Source organism: Erythrobacter litoralis HTCC2594 (assembly GCF_000013005.1).
GTDB classification, from domain to species: domain Bacteria; phylum Pseudomonadota; class Alphaproteobacteria; order Sphingomonadales; family Sphingomonadaceae; genus Parerythrobacter; species Parerythrobacter litoralis_A.
Window position 1 is genome coordinate 2,309,805 of sequence record NC_007722.1, and the last position, 15,365, is coordinate 2,325,169.

The window sequence follows — 15,365 nt, forward strand, 5'->3', positions numbered from 1 at the left end:
TGAGCGCGTTTACACCGGCACGAGGCGCGAAGCCCAGGTTGCCAACAGCTTGTTGTATTCCAGGAACAGGATGCCGAGCGACGGCTCGGACGCAACTGCATCTTCGACGATGCGGATATTGGTCGGCAGCTTCTGGCGCAGCTCGCCCGAGGCGCGGCGCATGTGCCAGTCGGTCGTCACCAGCCGCAGCGACCTGATCCGATTTTCCGCCACCCAGTCGGCCGTTTCCGCGGCATTGCCGCGCGTGTCGACGGCATCGAATCCGAGCGAGACGCAGCATCGCATCCGCTCCATCGACACCTCGAATTCGGCGGCGAATTCGGCCGGGCGGACTTCGGGATCGACGCCTGTCACCAGCATCATCCTGGCCTTGCCGCCGTCCAGCACTTCGAGCCCGCGATCGATCCGTCCGGCTGCCCCGGTGGGAACGATCACGGCGTCGGTCTCACCTTCGAAGCGCGGCTGCGGCAGCGCGGCGGCGAACCACATGAAGCCGAGTGCGTAGGCGACGACGACGAGCAGGAAAAGGCGCCAGATCACAGCATTCGCCTCAACGCAGCGACGACCGTCAGCCGCGCGGTTATCATTGCCAGGGCCACCGTGATCAGCGGCACGGCGGCGATGGCCAGCCAGTCCAGCCAGCCGAGCCCGCCGCCCGTCACCATGCCGCTGTCGAGCGCAGCGAAGCGCTGGCCCAGGAACAGCACCGCGCCCAGCCCGAGCGCGAGCCCGACCCCGCCGCCGAGCGCCGCATCGAAAGCGACCGAACGCTGGAAAACGCGCGCGATCTGGCCGTCGGTCCCGCCGAGCAGATGCACGACCTCGATCGTCTCGCGATTGGTGCCGAGCGCGCTGCGGGCGGCGAGGAATACCGCCGCCGCGCTGGTCACCGCCAGCAGGACCACCAGCGCGATCGCCAGATATTGCAGCGAAGCGATCGCCGAGAAGACCGGGCGCAGCCAGGTCGATTGCGCATCGATCCGGGCATCGGGCGCTGCCTGCAACAGCGCCGCGCGCATGCGGCGCAGCTTGTCGGGCGTCGCTTCCTCGCGCAGCCGCACGTCGATCAGCGCGGGGATCGGGACCGCTCCGTCGTCGAGACCCGCGCCGAGCCATGGTTCGAGCAGTTGCTCAAGTTCGTTTTCGGGGACCTGGCGGATGGTCGCAACCTCGGGGAAGCCGGCCAGCACTTCCTCCACCGCTGCGGCCTGTCGTTCGCGCTCGGCGGGATCGGCTTCGACGATCTGCACCGTCGCACCGCCCGAGAGTTCGGCCCGTGCGCCCTGCGCAAGGTTGCTGAGCGCGAGGCCCGAAGCGGTCGCAATCACGGTCAGCGCAACCATGATCGCGATCACCCACGGCATCGGTCCGGCAAGGCTTCCCTGCGAAACGAGCTGTGCGGCCTTCTTGCCCCGGAACGGCCCGAAGCCGCGCCGCAGGGACCGGCGCTGGGCAGGCGGCGTCTCGGTCATGCGCGCGAGCCTTCGCGGGGCGGCGACGCTCTGGGCGGACGCGGCGGATTGCGCAGCACGCCGGTCGGATCCGACAGGCGCCCCTTGTCGAGCCGCATAATCATGCTCTGCGGCACCTTCTGCAGAAGGTGCAGGTCGTGGGTCGCCACCACTACCGTGGTACCGAGCCGGTTGAGCGCTTCGAACAGCCGCAACAGCTTGACCGCCATTTCGGGATCGACGTTACCGGTCGGCTCGTCCGCCACCAGCAGGTCGGGCCGCCCAATTACAGCGCGGGCGATCGCAACGCGCTGCTGCTCTCCGCCTGACAGCGTTGCCGGGCGCGCTTCGGCGCGCTGCGCCAGGCCGACCCATTCGAGCATGTCGGTGACGGGCTTGGTAAGCTCGGCCTCGGACACACCCGAAAGCCGCAGCGGCAGGGCGATATTGTCGTAGGCCGACAGGTGCGGGACCAGCCGGAAATCCTGGAACACGACCCCCAGCCGGCGGCGGTAGCCGGGCAGACGTGCGCGCGGCAGGGTGATGACATCGGTGCCGAACATGCGGATCGCCCCGCGCGAGGGGCGCTGGGCGAGGTAGAGGAGCTTGAGCAGCGAGGTTTTCCCCGCACCGCTCGCGCCCGTCAGAAAGTAGAAGCTGCCCGGCCACAAAGTGAACGAGATGTCGCTCAGTACTTCCTTGCCCTGGCCATAGCGCAGCCCGACATTGTCGAAGGCCACGACTTCGTCGTCACTCTCGGCCATGATCGATCCTTGCAAGGGGGAATTGGGCGGCGCTGTGCATGTCCGCTGGGCCTATAGCCGCCCTTGCATGTGGAAAAAAGCGGCAAGGCGAATTGCATCCACCGCAGGCGGCCTTGCCAGCGATTCGCCATGCGGCGTAAGGCAGGATCCGCATGATCATCGCCTGCCCTGCCTGCTCCACCCGCTATGTCGTGCCTGACAGTGCCATCGGCGTGGAAGGGCGCACGGTGCGCTGCGCCAAGTGCAAGCATAGCTGGTTCCAGGACGGCCCAGAACTGGAGCTGAGCGAAACGCAGGCGGTGGTCGAGCCGGCGGGCAAGGTCCGTCCTCCTCCGCCGCCGCCCGAACACAACCCGGCGGCAGCCGAGGACGAAGGCGAAGCGTCTGCCACCGGGGCAAGGCCAGCTGCCGATCCGGAAGCTCAACGACGACCTGCCCCCGCCGAGCCAAGCCCTCCCGAACCCGACGAAGGCTATGACGAGGAGCGCGAGGAGGCCGGCGCGCTCGAAGGACCGCCGCCGGTGCAGGATGTCGCGCCGTCCTTGCCGCCGATGCCGGAACCGGACCCCGATTATTCAGCCTTCGATCGCGAGCCGCCGTTCCGTCCGCGTCGCAACCCGCTCAAGATCTGGACCGCCGCCGCAGCCGTCTTTGCTGCTATCGCCGCTGCGACGATCGCCGCCGTCTCCTATTACGGCCTGCCCGACTGGGTGCCCGTCAGCCAGCCGACCTTCGGCCTCGACCAGCCCGATCTCGTGCTCGATTTCCCCGCCGACCAGCAGGACCGCCGCACGTTGCCAAACGGCAGCATTTTGTTTGCAGTCAGCGGCACGATCACCAATGTCGGACGCGAGACGCAGCGCGTTCCGAATGTCCTGATCGTGCTTTTCGATGCCAGCGGCAACCGGGTGTTCCGCTGGGAGGTCGTACCGCCTGCCCAAAGCCTCGCCCCGGGCGAAAGCGTGACCATCAATGAAGCGAACAACGAAGTGCCCAAGCGGGCACGTTCGGCCCGGATCGGGTGGAGCCCCAGCTAATCACATGACGCAGCGCAATTGCCGCGCAAAGCCGCTTGCGGGCCTGCCGACTCGCTGCTAGGGGCGCGCTCCTACCTTCCGGGGCAGCGTTTTGGCGGCCCTGACTGTGTGCGGTCGTGGCGGAACTGGTAGACGCGCAACGTTGAGGTCGTTGTGGGTGAATAACCCGTGGAAGTTCGAGTCTTCTCGACCGCACCATCCCCTTTCCGGATCCCGATGGCATCCCCCATCCCGCCTTGCGCGGAACCAATGTTGCGCGCGGGCGATTGATCGGGCACGTGTCGTGCACAGGGGGAGAGTCGCATTGGCCGGAAAGTCTGCAAAGAGCCTGATCGTCGTCGCAATCGCAGCGGCGGGCGGGCTGGCATTCGGCTGGTTCGCCGGGTCCGACAGCGTCGAATGGTCCGGCACAAGTGTCTTCTTCCTCTGCACGCTCGTCGCGCTGGCGGTGAACTGGATCGCCTTCGTGCCAGCGGCCATCGCGCAGACCGAGAAATATTACGACCTCACCGGCTCGATCACCTACACCGCCATGATCCTGACGGCGCTGGCGCTGGCCGCACCCCACGATGCGCGCGCCTGGGTAGTGGCGGCCATGGTGCTGGTCTGGACCGGCAGGCTCGGCATCTTCCTGTTCAAGCGGATCAGCAAGGACGGCGGAGATTCGCGCTTCGACACTATCAAGGTGCATCCCGCGCGCTTCCTCGTGGCGTGGACGCTGCAGGCGCTGTGGGGCATCTTCACCGCCGCCGCTGCCATTGCGATCATCACCACCAGCGACCCGGCCCCGCTCGGCGCCTTTTTCTGGCTGGGCGCGGCACTCTGGTTGTTCGGGTTCGGCATCGAAGTGGTCGCCGATCAGCAGAAAAGAGCCTTCAAGCACGACGATGCCAATGAAGGCGAGTTTATCAAGTCGGGCCTGTGGGCGTGGTCGCAGCATCCCAATTACTTCGGGGAGATCGTGCTGTGGACCGGGATCGCCGCGATGGCCGTGCCGCTGCTCAGCGGCTGGTCGTGGCTGGTGCTGATCTCGCCGATCTTCGTCTATATCCTGCTCACCAGCGTGAGCGGCATCCCGATGCTCGACCGGAAAGCGATCAAGCGCTGGGGCGAGCGCGAGGACTTTATCCGCTATCGCAAGCAGACGCCCAAGCTGATCCCGCTGCCGCCCAAGAGCTAGAAGTCGAAGCGTCCGGTTGTGCAAAGGCGACCCGCTTGGTGCACTTCCGCCTCGATACACTGCGCGAGATCGCAGCCCGGCTTGAGGCTGACCGTCAGCGGCACGCCGAGCTCGACATAGCGCATGAAACGCATCTCCCCGCCGCGCGGCAGGCGCTTGTCGCCGCCGCGCAGCAACGTGTCGAATTGCCGCATGACTTCGGCAAGGTGCGTCGCATTCACATGATCGCCCGACCCGCTGAGATGCGGGTTGCCGGGCGCGAGGCCGTTCTTTGCGGTTATCAAACCCCTGGCGCTGGGTGCCTTGCCCGTGGAGAGGGCCGATAAGAGGCTTCCGTTCGCAGTCGATGCGCCGACCTGTTCGACGGGCGCGAAGGCGAAGGCATCCTTGATCGTCTCCGTCTGCAGCCGCTTCTTTTCCTTCGCGCGCCAACCTTCGAAATCGCGGTTGCGGAACACGACCCCCTTGCCCGTCATCCGCGCCACGAGCGCGCCGGCATCGTCGAAGAACGTCAGACGGTAGAAGTGCTCGCCTTCCTTCTCGAAAACGTCCTCGACGCCGTGCGTGGCATGGCCGCAGCCGGGTGCGCCCGCCTGCCATTCCATCCAGGTCAGCGCGGTCCACTGCCCCGGCTCCCAGCCACCGCGCGCTTCGCCGCATTGATAGCTGGCCCAGAAATTGATCGTCTGGATCACGATCGGGTCGTGCGGATCAAGCGCGAGCCACGGCCAGGTCTCGCCATCGCGCGAGGCGGTGAACGCCACCCCGCCGTCGGCCAGTACCTCCTGCGCTTTCGCCCAGGGCTCCATCGTTACCTGTGCCACGGCGTTAGTCCGTCGTCCGCTCGGCCTTGTCCTTGGCGTTGGTGCCCTTGATCATCTCGCGCATCTTCGCCCAGTCCTCGTCGCCCAGCGGCGCCAGTGTCTGGTAGAAATTGCCCGAATTGGCCTGATAGCCGGCCCCGTCGATGGCGATGGTCTGCCCGTTCACCCATTCCGCCCCCGGCCCCATCAGGAACACGGCCAAATTGGCCAGCTCATGCATTTCGCCATGCCGCCCCATCGGGTTCATCCGGTCGGAAGAATTGTCGCCGCGTCCGCCGGGCGATAGCCGCGCGCTCATCCCCTCGGTCGGAAAAAGTCCCGGCGCGATGGCGTTGAAGCGCAGGCCGTAGCGGCCCCATTCGGTCGCGAGGCTTTGCGTCATTACGTTGATGCCCGCCTTGCTCATGGCGGAGGGGACCACGAAAGGCCCGCCGTTCCAGACCCAGGTGGTGAGGATCGAGAGGAAGTTGCCGCGCTTGCCTTCCTTGATCAGCCGCGTGCCGACTTCATGCGTCATGGTGAAGGTGCCGCGAAAGACGATATCGGCGATGGCGTTGAAGCCGTTGATAGAAAGGTCTTCGGTACGGCTGATGAAATTGCCCGCGGCATTGTTGACGAGACCGGTCAGCGCGCCGCCTTCCCAGATCGTGTCGATCATCGCGGTGATATTGGCGTGATCGCGAATGTCGCAGGCATGGCCCACGACGGTTCCGCCATGCCGGCTCATCAGTTCGTCGGCAGTTTCGGTGAGCTTGCCTTCGCGCCGCCCGCAGATGTGCACCTCCGCGCCGAGCTTGAGAAACGCCTCGGTCATTTCCTTGCCCAGCCCGGTCCCACCGCCGGTGACGAGGATACGCTCGCCTTCCATCAAGCGATCGCGATACATCAGTTTGGTAATATCCATGGCGTTCTCTCCTCACCCGCTGTTCGTTTATTTCGCTGCGATAGCGGGATCGAACCGGCTTGGCGACTTTCCTTGAATGATACGCTCTTCGGGTCCAATTCGCTGCGATGGACACGACTCGCCACAGGAGAAAATCGACCACCCCTATGTCCAAGATCGCCCCTTTGAACCGCTTGCATTTCCGGACCGCCTATCGGCAGGAGGAGAATGCCTGCGTTGCCGAACGGCTTAAACAGGCCGCGCCCGTTTCCGCGCGCCACGAGGAAGCGCAGGCTCTGGCGGTAAGGCTGATCGAAGACGCGCGCAGCCGCAAGGCGAGCGGGATCGACGCATTCCTGCATACCTATGGCCTCGCGACAGAGGAAGGCATCGCGCTGATGTGTCTTGCCGAGGCGCTGCTACGCGTGCCCGATCACGAGACCGCCGACGCGCTGATCCGCGACAAGCTGGGCGATATCGACTGGGGCGAACATCTGGGCGAAAGCTCCTCCACCTTCGTCAACGCGGCGACCTTCTCGCTGATGCTGACCGGCGAAGTGCTGGAACGGCCCGAAGAGCACCAACGCGGCATGGGCAAGACGCTGAAGCGGACCGTCAACCGGCTGGGCGAGCCGGTGATCCGCAAGGCGACGCTGCAGGCGATGCGGATTCTCGGTGGGCAGTTCGTTTATGGCCGCACGATCGGCGAAGCGCTGAAACGCGCCAAGCCGGAACGGGCGAAGGGCCTGACGCACAGTTTCGACATGCTCGGCGAAGCGGCGATGACCTTCGAAGATGCGGAGCGCTACCGCCGGGCCTACGAGCGTGCGATCGAGCGGCTGGCGGGCGAGACCGACGGGACGATCCAGTCGAGCCCCGGTATTTCGGTCAAGCTGTCGGCGCTCTATCCGAAGTACGACATCTTCCACCAGGATGCCGCGGTCGAGGCGCTGGTGCCGATGTTGCGCGATCTCGCCATCAAGGCGCGCGATGCCAACATGCACTTCAACATCGATGCCGAGGAAGCCGAGCGGCTTGAGATTTCGCTCGATATCATTGAGCGGCTGGCGGCGGACGATGCGCTGTTTACTAAGGCCGACGGCACCCGCTGGGACGGCTTCGGCCTCGCCATCCAGGCCTATCAGAAACGCGCCGCGCCGCTGTGCGACTGGATCGTCAAGCTCGCCCGGCGGCATGATCGCCGCTTCATGGTGCGTCTGGTCAAAGGCGCGTATTGGGACACCGAGATCAAGCTGAGCCAGGTCGGCGGCTACGAGGACTTCCCGGTTTTCACCCGCAAGGTGGCGACAGATGTTTCCTACCTCGCCTGCGCTGCGAAACTGCTCGAAGCGCCCGACGCGATCTATCCGGCCTTCGCGACACACAACGCCTATACGGTCGGCGCGGTAAAGGCTCTTGCAGGACATACCGAGTTCGAGTTCCAGCGCTTGCACGGCATGGGCGAAGAGTTGTTCGAAGCGCTTGCCGCGCAGGAGGGCAACCGCAAGACACCGGTACGCATCTACGCGCCGGTCGGCGTGCACAAGGACCTGCTGGCCTATCTCGTCCGCCGCCTGCTGGAAAACGGCGCCAACTCCTCCTTCGTCAACCGCATGGCCGATGCCGAAGTACCGGCGGTGGAACTCGCCAACGACCCGGTCGAGGAGCTCGCACTGCTCGAGCCCAAGCGCAATCCGGACATCCCGCTCCCGGCGGATATTTTCCCGGGGCGGCGCAACAGCATCGGTGTCGACCTCGCCGATCCGCTCGTGCGCGATCCGCTGCTGCAGCGGCTCGAGGCGCTCGAAAGCAGGCACTGGTATGCCGGGCCGACCTTCCCGTCCGAAGACGCGGGCGAGGAAGCGCCGATCAATGCGCCGCAGGACCTGACGCACGAAGTTGGCACGCGCCGCGATTCGACCGAAGAGGAAGTGCGCGCGGCCATCACGCAGGCCGAATTCATCCAGCCGGGGTGGAACGCCCTCGGCGGCGAGAAGCGAGCCGTGCTGCTCGAAGCCGCCGCCGACCTGTTCGAAGACCACATGGACGAATTCCTCAGCCTGTGTCGGCGCGAGGCGGGGAAGACCGTGCTCGACGGCGTGCTGGAGGTTCGCGAGGCGGTCGACTTCCTGCGCTATTACGCCACCGAAGCGCGGCGGCAATTCAGCGCCCCGATCATGCTGCCGGGTCCGACCGGCGAGGAAAACCGCCTGCATCTTGCCGGGCGCGGCGTATTCGCAACCATCAGCCCGTGGAACTTCCCGCTGGCAATCTTCATCGGCCCTGCCGCCGCCGCGATGGCGGCGGGCAATACCGTCATCGCCAAGCCCGCCGAGCAGACCCCACTGATCGCCGCGCTGGCGGTGAAGCTATGCCACGAGGCGGGTATTCCCGAGGAAGTCTTCCAGCTCCTCCCGGGGGCGGGCGATGTCGGGCAGATGATTACCGGCGATCCGCGCATAGCAGGGGTCGCCTTTACCGGCTCGACCGAGACCGCGCAGGCGATCAACCGCTCGCTCGCCGCACGCGAAGGGCCGATCGCGACGTTTATCGCCGAAACCGGTGGGCAGAACGCCATGATCGTCGACAGTTCTGCCTTGCCCGAACAGGTCGCGCGCGATGTCGTCGCCAGCGCGTTCCAGAGCGCCGGCCAGCGCTGTTCGGCCCAGCGCATGCTCTACATCCAGGACGACGTATACGACGACATGCTGGCGATGATCCGCGGCGCGTTCGCAGCATTGCAGATCGGCGATCCGACCGATTTCGCCATCGATGTCGGCCCGGTGATCGATCCCGATGCCAAGGCTGCGCTCGAACGCCATGTCGCGCGGCGCAAGAAGGCCGGGCGCACGGTGTGGCGGCGCAAGCTTCCGCGCGGCACCGCCAACGGCTGCTTCGTCGCGCCAACCATTATCGAGCTCGACTCGATCCTCGATCTGAAGCGCGAGAATTTCGGGCCGATCCTGCACGTTGCGCGCTACAAGGCCGACGGGCTCAACCGGGTCATCGCGGACATCAATTCGACCGGCTATGGCCTGACGTTGGGCCTGCACAGCCGCATCGAAGCGACGCGCCGTTATGTAGAAGCGCGCGCGCGGGTCGGCAATTTCTACGTCAACCGCAACCAGATCGGCGCGGTGGTGGAAAGCCAGCCCTTCGGCGGCGAGGGTCTGTCGGGCACCGGCCCCAAGGCGGGCGGCCCGCATTATGTCGCCCGCTTTGCGACCGAGCGGGTAGTCTGTATCGACACCACGGCTGCGGGCGGCAACGCAACACTGCTGGCGAGTTAGCGACGGCCGACCAAGAGGGGGGTTCGCAAGGCGGCGCTGAATGATTATACAGCGCCGCCATGGGCCGATTCCTCAAGCTTTTCATCGCAATATTCGCTCTCGCCTGGTCGCACGCGGCGATGGCGGAGGTGAAGATGCACTTCCATTCCTTCAACGGGTCCGTGCTGTTCGGACGCTATCCGCATGCCTTCGTGGTGCTGGAGGGCAAGCTGTCCGACGGGACGGTGGTGAAAGAGAATTACGGTTTCTCGGCAGCGAAGACCACGCCGGCGATCCTCAACGGCCCGGTCGAACACGCCATCATCCATGAAGAGCCGGACATGATCCGCAAGACCAACCGGCATTTCACCCTTTCGCTGACCGACGCGCAGTACCGCAAGGTCCGGGCCGAGGTCGACAAATGGCGCAACGCGCCGGGCAAGTTCTACAGCCTGGAAACGCGCAATTGCATCCATTTCGTCGGCCGTATGGCGCAGCTGGCTGGCCTCAAGGTCGAATACCCTCAGAAGATGTTGCGCCGCCCCAAGAAGTGGTTGAACCACGTGGCGAAGCTCAACCCGAGCCTGGGCGCCAAGCAGCTCTGACACAAAGCGCCTCCTCTTCACAGGAGGGGGGTAACATCGGCTTGGCCCTTGCCCCGCCGCGCCAAGTCCGGAATCACTCGCGCATGGCAATTCTCAGCGACAAGTGGATTCGCGAAGCGGCGCAGACGCGCGGCATGATCGAACCGTTCGAGGAAGCGCAGCGGCGCGACGGCTGCATTTCCTACGGTCTCAGCTCGTTCGGCTACGACGCCCGCGTCGCACCCGAATTCAAGATCTTCACAAACGTCAACAGCGCGGTTGTGGATCCCAAGGATTTCGACGGCGACAGTCTGGTCGACCGTGAGACCGAAGTCTGCATCATCCCGCCCAACAGCTTCGCGCTGGCCCGCACGGTCGAATATTTCCGCATCCCGGAAGACGTGCTGGTCATCTGTCTCGGCAAGAGCACCTATGCCCGTTGCGGGATCATTGTGAACGTCACGCCGCTGGAGCCGGGTTGGGAAGGCCATGTGACGCTGGAGTTTTCCAATACCACGCCGCTCCCGGCCAAAATCTACGCCAATGAAGGCGCGTGCCAATTCCTGTTCCTGCAAGGCAACGAGCGACCCGAAGTCACCTATGCCGACCGCGCCGGCAAATATATGGGCCAGCGCGGCGTGACGCTGCCGCGTTTATGAGAATGATCCATGCCACCCGCTCCCTCCACCCTTCCACCCGGATGATAACTCCGGAGTACGATCCGGGTGGAAGGGTGGAGGGAGCGGGTGGCGCGGCCTTGGGAAGAACATGACCACCTCAAAAGTGCCGTTCTGGCGCTGCGTCCCCAAAGAAGGCGCGGGGCGATTCCTGTTGCCCATCATGCCGGCCGCCACTGTAGGGCCGGAGGGCGCGCCGCATGTCATGGGCGGCGTCGCCCTCGCGGCCCTGATCGACGCGATGGAACTGGAGAGCGAATTGCCGCTGCAATACGCGCATGTGCAGTTCCTCAGCCCGACCCAGCACGTCGAAGAGTTGGAGATTTCCTGCGAGCAATGTGGTGGCGGCCGGGCGATTGCTCAGTATGCCGCGAGTGCTCACGTCAATGGCCGGCCCACGCATCGCGCGAGCGCGGCTCTCGGGGCACGCGAGCCGAGCGAGCAGACGCTATTTGCCGAGATGCCGGACGTGCCTGCCCCCGATGAAAGCGAAGAGCGGGCCCATACCTATCCGGTCGCTCCGGGCGGCTTGCTCGACCAGATGGACTATCGCATCGCCGCCGAAGACAATGCGCGCGGCCTGCAGGCGATCTGGACCCGCAGCCGCGCCGGGTTCGCCGTCGATGCCGCGTGGCTGGCGATCATTTCCGACTTTTTCCTCGGCGCGCACCCCGGTGCGCGCGGGCCGGGGTCGTCGAGCCTCGATGCAATGCTGCGCTTCGTCCAGCCTTGCGAGCCCGGCTGGGTGCTGTCGGTCACCGACTTCGGCGCCTACTCGCGCGGTGTGGTGCACGGCTCGGCCCGGCATTTCAGCGAGGGCGGACGGTTGCTTGCTATTTCGAGCCAGAGCGGCGTGCTGCCGCGCACCCCGCAAGCTTCTTCCGAAGCCTGACTTCGGCGCTTTAGTCTTCCTCCCGCACCAGCCTGTCGTCGGTCACGCCGCGGGCCTTGAGCGCTGTGGCGAGGTCTTCTTCCATTGGCGGCGGGCCGCACAGATAGACAATACCGTTGAAATCGACGCCGACCTGTTCAAGAAATTCTCCGTCGATCTGGCCGTGGTGCAGGCCTTGGACATTCTCGTCGGTCAGCACGAGGTCGAGCTTGAGCCCCGGCATCTTTTCCAGCTCGTCGCGCAGGATGATGTCCTTCTCCTCGCTGTTGGAGAAGATCAGGCGATAGCCTTCGAGATCGCCGTGCTCCGCCTGCCGCGCGCGCAGGATCGCAATGAAAGGCGTGATCCCCGCCCCGCCAGCGATGATCGTGCCCGGCCCCCTGTCTTCGATCGCGCCCCACGGGTCTTCGATCATGACACCGTCACCCGGCTGCATCTGCCCGATCTGCTCGGTCACGCCATCATGGGAGGGATAGGATTTGATGACGAATTGCAGGTGATCCGCAGCGGGCAGTGAAGCGAAGGTGAAAGGGTGTTGCTCGTCGCGCCAGCCGTCTCGGTCGAGCGCGAAGTCCGTCGCCTGCCCCGGGCGGAAATCGAATCCATCGGGTTTCGGGAAGGTAAGCTCGTTCACGTTGTGCGTAACGGACCGGATCGATTGCAGCGTGAGCAAGTGGGACATGCGGGCGTATTCCTGATTGCGGTTTGCGGGCCAGCGTTGGCCGCCGCCCTTCACCCTTTTCAACGAGCCGCTTTCTACGGCGGTTCCCACTACCGCGCGCAGCCGGTCGACAAGTCTCGACCATCGGCGATAGGGTGAGGACACGCGAAACGAGGATGCCCATGACCACACCCCTGTTCGACCAGTGGCGCGCGCGCTCGCCGCACTACGACGCTACCCACGAAGCGGTTTGCGACAGCGTCCGCGCCTTCGTCCGCCAAGAGATCATGCCGCATGTTGAGGAATGGGAGGCAGCCGGCGAATTGCCGCGCGAGCTGCATCGCAAGGCGGCCGAAGCGGGGATCATCGGTGTCGGCTATCCCGAGCATCTCGGCGGTAGCGGGACGTTGGAGGAAAAGGGCTGGGACCCGTTCCACTCGCTCGTCCAGTCGGAAGAGATGTGTCGCCCCGGCGCGGGCGGCATCCCCGCCTCGCTGCTGACCCACGGCATCGGACTGCCGCCGATCGTCGCTATGGGCAGCGACGAGTTGCAGCAGCGCATCGCGCCGCAAGTCCTGTCGGGAGAGAAGATCATCTGCCTCGGCATTACCGAGCCGGGCGGTGGATCGGATGTCGCACAATTGAAGACGAAGGCCGAGCGGCGCGGCGATCATTACGTGGTCAATGGCGCAAAGACGCTGATAACTTCGGGCATGCGCGCCGACTTTATCACGCTAGCGGTGCGCACCGGCGGGGACGGGATGGGCGGGATCTCGCTGCTGCTGGTCGAGACCGATCGCCCGGGTGTCAGCCGCACGCCACTGCAGAAAATGGGCTGGCATTCCTCGGACACCGCGACAATCCATCTCGACGATGTCGAAGTGCCTGCCGAAAACCTGATCGGGGAGGAAAACCACGGCTTCGGCGGGATCATGCGCAATTTCAACGGCGAGCGTCTGGGCATGGCGCAGCAGGCCGCCGCTTACGCCCGACTGTGCTACGAAGATGCGCTCGACTGGGCCCGCGAGCGTGAGACCTTCGGCCGCCCGCTGGTGACGCGCCAGGCGATCCGCCACAAGCTCGCGCGGATGCTGCAGATGATCAACGCGACGCAGGCGATGATCGACCACGCGGCATGGACGGTGAAGGAAGACTGCGCCTTTCCCGGCGATTTCGCGCTGCTCAAGGTGCAGGCGACGCAGACCATGGAATATTGCGCGCGCGAGGCGTGCCAGATCATGGGCGGTGCGAGCTTCGTGCGCGGCAACCGTGTCGAGCGCATCTATCGCGAGGTTCGGGTAATGGCGATCGGCGGTGGTTCGGAAGAGATCATGTACGATCTCGCCAGCCGTCAATTCGGGTTCTGAGGCGGGAACCCCCGCTGTCATAGCGGCTTTGACTCTCCGGACGCGCGCGCCCATGCAGGGCCGCAAAGGAGAGACCCCATGAGCAAAGAGTCCCGCGAATTCGACATCATCGTCTATGGCGCCACCGGCTATACCGGTCGCCTCGTCGCCGAACATTTCGTACGCCAGTATGCGGGCCGCGACGATGCACCGAAGTGGGCCATGGCAGGGCGCAACAAGGCGAAGCTGGAGGATGTGCGCACACTGATCGGCGCGCCCGATGAGACGCCGCTGGTGGTCGCCGACGCCGACAGCCGCGAAGCATTGGAAGCCATGTGCAAGCGCACCAAGGTCGTGCTGACGACGGTCGGCCCGTACCAGCTTTACGGAGACGATCTGGTCGCCGCTTGCGTCGCCACCGGCACCGACTATGCCGACCTGTGCGGTGAGCCGGGCTGGATGCGCGAACAGATCGACAAGCACCATGAAGCCGCCAAGACCAGCGGCGCGCGGATCTGCTTTTCGAGCGGGTTCGATTCGATCCCCTTCGACCTCGGCGTCTTCATGCTGCAAAAGGAAGCGAAGGAACGCTTCGGCAAGCCTGCCAGCCGGGTGAAGGGCCGCGTGCGCGGGATGCAGGGCACCTTCTCGGGCGGCACCGCCGCCAGCCTCACCGCGACGATGAAGTCGGTCGCCAAGAACCCCAAGCTGATCTCGATCCTGCAAAGCCCGTTCGGCCTCACGCCAGGCTTCGAAGGGCCGAACCAGCCGAGCGGCCTGCTGCCGGAATATGACGAAGACACCGGCAAATGGGCCGCGCCCTTCATCATGGCGACGATCAACACCAAAAACGTGCACCGCACCAATTTCCTGCTCGGCCATCCTTATGGCGAGGACTTCAAATACGATGAGATGATGCTCACCAGCCCCGGCGATGCCGGCAAGGCTGCCGCCAATGCGGTCGCGGAAATGCTCAAGAACCCGTTCGGCGCGAAGCCGCCCAAACCCGGCGAGGGGCCGAGCGAGGAAGAGCGCGAAAACGGTTTCTACGATGTCCTCTTCATCGGCAAAACCGATAGCGGCGAAGAGATCCGCTACGGCGTCACGGGCAAGTACGATCCCGGCTACGGCTCCACCAGCCGGATGCTGGCAGAAACCGGCATGGCGCTGCTCCACAAAGATACGCCCGGCGGGGTCGGCACGCCGGGCTCTTTCCTCGGCGAGAAACTGGTTGAAAGGCTTGAGGAAAACGCGGAGATTGCCTTCGCGGTCGAGAGCTGACCGCGCGCGCTACCGGCGCGCGTTATTTGGGGAGAGACCATAATGGCCATGATCGCATCGATTGCAGGCCGCCTGATGCTGGCGCTGCTGTTCATCCTCGCGGGATTGAACAAGATCATGAATCCGGCAGACACTGCCGCCTATATCGAGGCGCAGACGGCACTTCCGCCGTCGCTGGCGTTGCCAACCGGGATTTTCGAACTGGTGGCCGGGCTGTTTCTTGCAGCAGGTTTCATGACGCGGCTGAGCGCCTTCGTGCTGGCGGTCTTCACCCTGTTGACGATCCCGCTGTTCCACGCGCAGGTCAGCGATCCGACGCAGATGACGATGGCCCTGAAGAACCTCGCCATCGCCGGCGGGCTATTGATAGTCGTGGCCTATGGCCAGGCACGCGGTTCGGTCGACAAATGGCGCGAGCGTGACCGGGCGCGGAAGGCCGAAATCAAGGCCGCCCACGCCGAAGGCCGTGCCAAGGGGGCGGAAACCGCCGCCACGGCACGACACGACTAGAACGCG

Annotated in this window: 15 protein-coding genes and 1 tRNA gene; 10 read left to right on the top strand and 6 right to left on the bottom strand. The window is 65.0% G+C overall.

The genetic code is table 11. The annotated features are described in order from the left end of the window. Positions 1 to 9: 9 nt before the first annotated feature. The 3 genes from EL2594_RS11245 to ftsE are packed head-to-tail and all read right to left on the bottom strand — an operon-like array spanning position 10 to position 2,215. Positions 10 to 540: a YdcF family protein gene (locus EL2594_RS11245; RefSeq protein ID WP_011415201.1), complete on the bottom strand. Its 531-nt coding sequence runs from the start codon at positions 538 to 540 to the stop codon at positions 10 to 12. Next, the gene (locus EL2594_RS11250; protein ID WP_011415202.1) at positions 537 to 1,472 is read right to left on the bottom strand and encodes a cell division protein FtsX; all 936 of its coding nucleotides are present in this window, start codon (positions 1,470 to 1,472) and stop codon (positions 537 to 539) included. Before EL2594_RS11250 ends, EL2594_RS11245 begins: the two co-directional genes overlap by 4 nt. After that, a complete protein-coding gene (ftsE, locus tag EL2594_RS11255; protein ID WP_011415203.1) occupies positions 1,469 to 2,215 on the bottom strand; it encodes a cell division ATP-binding protein FtsE in 747 nt (248 codons plus the stop codon). The genes EL2594_RS11250 and ftsE overlap by 4 nt, the downstream gene beginning before the upstream one ends. 152 nt (positions 2,216 to 2,367) lie before the next feature. Here ftsE and EL2594_RS11260 point away from each other — a divergent pair, with 152 nt between their 5' ends. The 3 genes from EL2594_RS11260 (at position 2,368) to EL2594_RS11270 (ending at position 4,432) form a co-directional block, all read left to right on the top strand. Further along, positions 2,368 to 3,252 (top strand): MJ0042-type zinc finger domain-containing protein, encoded by an 885-nt coding sequence (locus EL2594_RS11260; protein WP_011415204.1) that lies wholly within the window; start codon positions 2,368 to 2,370, stop codon positions 3,250 to 3,252. Between the two features lie 110 nt (positions 3,253 to 3,362). Beyond that, positions 3,363 to 3,450, top strand: a tRNA-Leu gene (locus EL2594_RS11265). 106 nt (positions 3,451 to 3,556) lie between these two features. Further along, on the top strand, positions 3,557 to 4,432 hold the full coding sequence (locus EL2594_RS11270; RefSeq protein ID WP_011415205.1) for a DUF1295 domain-containing protein: 876 nt from the start codon (positions 3,557 to 3,559) through the stop codon (positions 4,430 to 4,432). Here EL2594_RS11270 and EL2594_RS11275 read toward each other — a convergent pair. After that, on the bottom strand, positions 4,429 to 5,256 hold the full coding sequence (locus tag EL2594_RS11275) for a hypothetical protein (RefSeq protein WP_155806046.1): 828 nt from the start codon (positions 5,254 to 5,256) through the stop codon (positions 4,429 to 4,431). The genes EL2594_RS11270 and EL2594_RS11275 overlap by 4 nt on opposite strands. Before the next feature lie 4 nt (positions 5,257 to 5,260). Continuing rightward, positions 5,261 to 6,160 (bottom strand): SDR family oxidoreductase, encoded by a 900-nt coding sequence (locus EL2594_RS11280; RefSeq protein WP_011415207.1) that lies wholly within the window; start codon positions 6,158 to 6,160, stop codon positions 5,261 to 5,263. A 146-nt stretch (positions 6,161 to 6,306) separates the two neighbouring features. On the opposite strand from EL2594_RS11280, the gene putA reads away from it, so the two are divergent. From putA to EL2594_RS11300, 4 genes are all read left to right on the top strand, one after another. Next, complete coding sequence (gene putA, locus EL2594_RS11285; RefSeq protein ID WP_011415208.1) at positions 6,307 to 9,429, top strand: bifunctional proline dehydrogenase/L-glutamate gamma-semialdehyde dehydrogenase PutA; 3,123 nt, start codon at positions 6,307 to 6,309, stop codon at positions 9,427 to 9,429. Between the two features lie 59 nt (positions 9,430 to 9,488). After that, entirely contained in the window at positions 9,489 to 10,013 is a 525-nt protein-coding gene (locus EL2594_RS11290; RefSeq protein WP_011415209.1) for a hypothetical protein, read from the top strand. Positions 10,014 to 10,096: 83 nt separating this feature from the next. After that, on the top strand, positions 10,097 to 10,651 hold the full coding sequence (gene dcd / locus EL2594_RS11295; protein ID WP_011415210.1) for a dCTP deaminase: 555 nt from the start codon (positions 10,097 to 10,099) through the stop codon (positions 10,649 to 10,651). Between the two features lie 109 nt (positions 10,652 to 10,760). Then, entirely contained in the window at positions 10,761 to 11,561 is an 801-nt protein-coding gene (locus EL2594_RS11300; RefSeq protein WP_011415211.1) for an acyl-CoA thioesterase, read from the top strand. Positions 11,562 to 11,571: 10 nt separating this feature from the next. Here EL2594_RS11300 and EL2594_RS11305 read toward each other — a convergent pair whose 3' ends face one another. Continuing rightward, complete coding sequence (locus EL2594_RS11305; protein ID WP_041686034.1) at positions 11,572 to 12,243, bottom strand: flavodoxin reductase; 672 nt, start codon at positions 12,241 to 12,243, stop codon at positions 11,572 to 11,574. 161 nt (positions 12,244 to 12,404) lie between these two features. Here EL2594_RS11305 and EL2594_RS11310 point away from each other — a divergent pair, with 161 nt between their 5' ends. The 3 genes from EL2594_RS11310 (at position 12,405) to EL2594_RS11320 (ending at position 15,359) form a co-directional block, all read left to right on the top strand. Continuing rightward, positions 12,405 to 13,589: an acyl-CoA dehydrogenase family protein gene (locus tag EL2594_RS11310; protein WP_011415213.1), complete on the top strand. Its 1,185-nt coding sequence runs from the start codon at positions 12,405 to 12,407 to the stop codon at positions 13,587 to 13,589. A 78-nt stretch (positions 13,590 to 13,667) separates the two neighbouring features. Next, positions 13,668 to 14,849 carry a saccharopine dehydrogenase family protein gene (locus EL2594_RS11315; protein ID WP_011415214.1) on the top strand — a complete coding sequence of 394 codons (1,182 nt, stop codon included), beginning with the start codon at positions 13,668 to 13,670 and terminating at the stop codon, positions 14,847 to 14,849. A gap of 42 nt (positions 14,850 to 14,891) precedes the next feature. After that, positions 14,892 to 15,359, top strand: a complete 468-nt coding sequence (locus tag EL2594_RS11320) for a DoxX family protein (RefSeq protein ID WP_011415215.1) — start codon at positions 14,892 to 14,894, stop codon at positions 15,357 to 15,359. Positions 15,360 to 15,365 lie beyond the last annotated feature (6 nt).